The sequence below is a fragment of the Enterobacter cloacae complex sp. GF14B genome, from assembly GCF_004136805.1.
Lineage (GTDB): Bacteria > Pseudomonadota > Gammaproteobacteria > Enterobacterales > Enterobacteriaceae > Enterobacter > Enterobacter hormaechei_C.
Genome location: NZ_QFRV01000206.1, coordinates 1 through 2,213, shown reverse-complemented (window position 1 = coordinate 2,213; position 2,213 = coordinate 1). Strand labels below are relative to the sequence as shown.

The window sequence follows — 2,213 nt, the reverse complement described above, 5'->3', positions numbered from 1 at the left end:
CCATGATTGCCATCGCCGCCTTTGCGCTGGAAGCCTGGCTGGCCCCGCGCGGGCACAGCGCGGAGTTCATCCGCACCGTGCTGCTCCAGATGCTGGTCTGCGCCCAGTGGGTGTACATGATTAACTGCCGCAATACCGAAGGGTTCTCCCTGAACCGCGGCCTGCTGGCGAACAAAGGGATCTGGCTGGTAACGGGCGTGCTGTTCCTGCTCCAGGCGGCGATCATCTACCTGCCGTTTATGCAGATGCTGTTCGGCACCGAAGCGCTTCCGCTGCGCTACTGGTTCGTGACGCTGGCGGTGGCGGGGGTGATGTTCTTCGTCGTCGAAATCGAGAAGCGACTGACCCGCAGGTTCCGTAAGGCTGCATAACTTTTTGCCCTCACCCTAACCCTCTCCCACAGGGAGAGGGAACCCTGACCTCCCTCTCCCTGTGGGAGAGGGCCGGGGTGAGGGAAAACAACGCCGAGGTACTTCTTAATGAAACTCCCACTCCTGTTCGCGCTCCTCGCCTGCACCCTGCAACCCGCATTCGCCGCAGTCATTCCCGTTCGCGTCGCCACCGTGGAGCAAACCGCCCACGCCGCCGAGCGCCAAATTCCGGGCCGCATTGAAGCTATCCACACCGTTGAACTGCGTGCACGTACGGAAGGCGTCATCACCAGAATCCACTTCCGCGATGGCCAGTATGTGAAAAAAGGCGACGTGTTGTTCGAACTGGACGACGCCGAGCCGCGCGCTGCACTGCGTCTGGCCCAGGCCGAAGTGAAAAGCGCCGAAGCCACGCTGCGTCAGGCACAGCAGCAGCTGTCCCGCTTCGAAAGCCTTGGCAGCAGCAACGCCATCAGCCGCCACGACGTGGACAACGCCCGCATGCAGCGCGACGTCGCCAGCGCCGCGCTGGAGCAGGCGAAAGCCCGGCTCGAGACCCGCAGCGTCAGCCTCAACTACACGCGCATTACCTCACCGATTGACGGACGCGTGGGGCACAGCAACTTTCACGTCGGCAGCCTGGTGAATCCTGCCAGCGGTGTGCTGGTGGAGGTGGTGCAGCTCGATCCGATCCGCATCGCCTTTGCGCTGGAAGAGGGCGCGTTTGCCACCAAAGCCGGACAGCATGCGGATATCAGCGCCATGAAGCAGGCCTGGCAGGCGCTGATTGACAGCAACGGCCAGCGCGTCAGCGGGGAACTCACCTCCGTGGACAACCGCATCGACCCGCGTACCGCCAGCGTGATGTTGCGTGCCGAGTTCGCCAACCCGCGCCATCAGCTGCTGCCCGGCGGCAATGTGAACGTTTACCTGCGTCCGGCAAGCGAACTACCGGTGCTGACTCTGCCCGCCGCTGCCGTACAGCAGAATGGCGATGGGTTCTTCGCCTGGGTGATTAACGCCGAGGATAAAGCCGAAATGCGTCCGCTGAAGGTCGCCGGGCAGATCGGCCAGCAGTTCCAGATTGCCTCCGGCGTGAAGCCCGGTGAGCGAGCGATTACTGACGGTGCGCAGCGCGTGCAGCCAGGCGTTGCCGTCCAGATACTGAATTAAGGAGCCATCATGCTGACGTTTTTCATCAAACGCCCGCGCTTTGCGATGGTGATTGCGCTGGTCATCACCCTGCTGGGGGCCATCGCGCTGAGGATTATTCCGGTGGAGCAGTACCCGCAGATCACCCCGCCGGTCGTGAATGTGTCAGCGTCATGGCCGGGCGCCAGCTCGGCTGACGTGGCGGAGGCCATCGCCACGCCGCTGGAGACGCAGCTGAACGGGGTGGATCATATGCTCTATATGGAGTCCACCAGTTCGGATGAGGGCTCTTACAGCCTGAACATCACCTTTGCGGCGGGCACCGATCCGGATCTCGCCGCCATCGACGTGCAGAACCGCGTGGCGCAGGCCGTGGCGCAGCTGCCGACCGAGGCGCAGCAAAACGGCGTGCAGGTGCGCAAGCGGGCCACCAACCTGATGATGGGGGTAAGCCTTTACTCACCGAACAACACCCACACGCCGCTGTTCGTCAGCAACTACGCCAGCACCCAGGTGCGCGAGGCGCTGTCGCGTCTGCCGGGCGTCGGGCAGGTACAGATGTTTCCACGATCAATGAAGTGATCGCCAGACGAATGGCCAAAAAGCAGCAGATGCAGTGGAGCAGAAAAGGGGCTCATTATTTGTTACAGACCCGGACCGCCGTTTTGAATAACGAACTGCAGGATAAAT

Annotated in this window: 2 protein-coding genes and 1 pseudogene; all 3 read left to right on the top strand. The window is 62.4% G+C overall.

What is annotated here, in order from left to right:
• Positions 1-371, top strand: a 371-nt coding sequence (locus DD606_RS24710) for a cation transporting ATPase C-terminal domain-containing protein (protein WP_176691483.1), incomplete at its 5' end; no start/stop codon positions are given.
• Between the two features lie 108 nt (positions 372-479).
• The gene (locus tag DD606_RS24705) at positions 480-1,544 is read left to right on the top strand and encodes an efflux RND transporter periplasmic adaptor subunit (protein WP_129259403.1); all 1,065 of its coding nucleotides are present in this window, start codon (positions 480-482) and stop codon (positions 1,542-1,544) included.
• A gap of 9 nt (positions 1,545-1,553) precedes the next feature.
• Positions 1,554-2,087, top strand: a pseudogene (locus tag DD606_RS24700) (efflux RND transporter permease subunit); the annotation flags it as partial.
• Positions 2,088-2,213 lie beyond the last annotated feature (126 nt).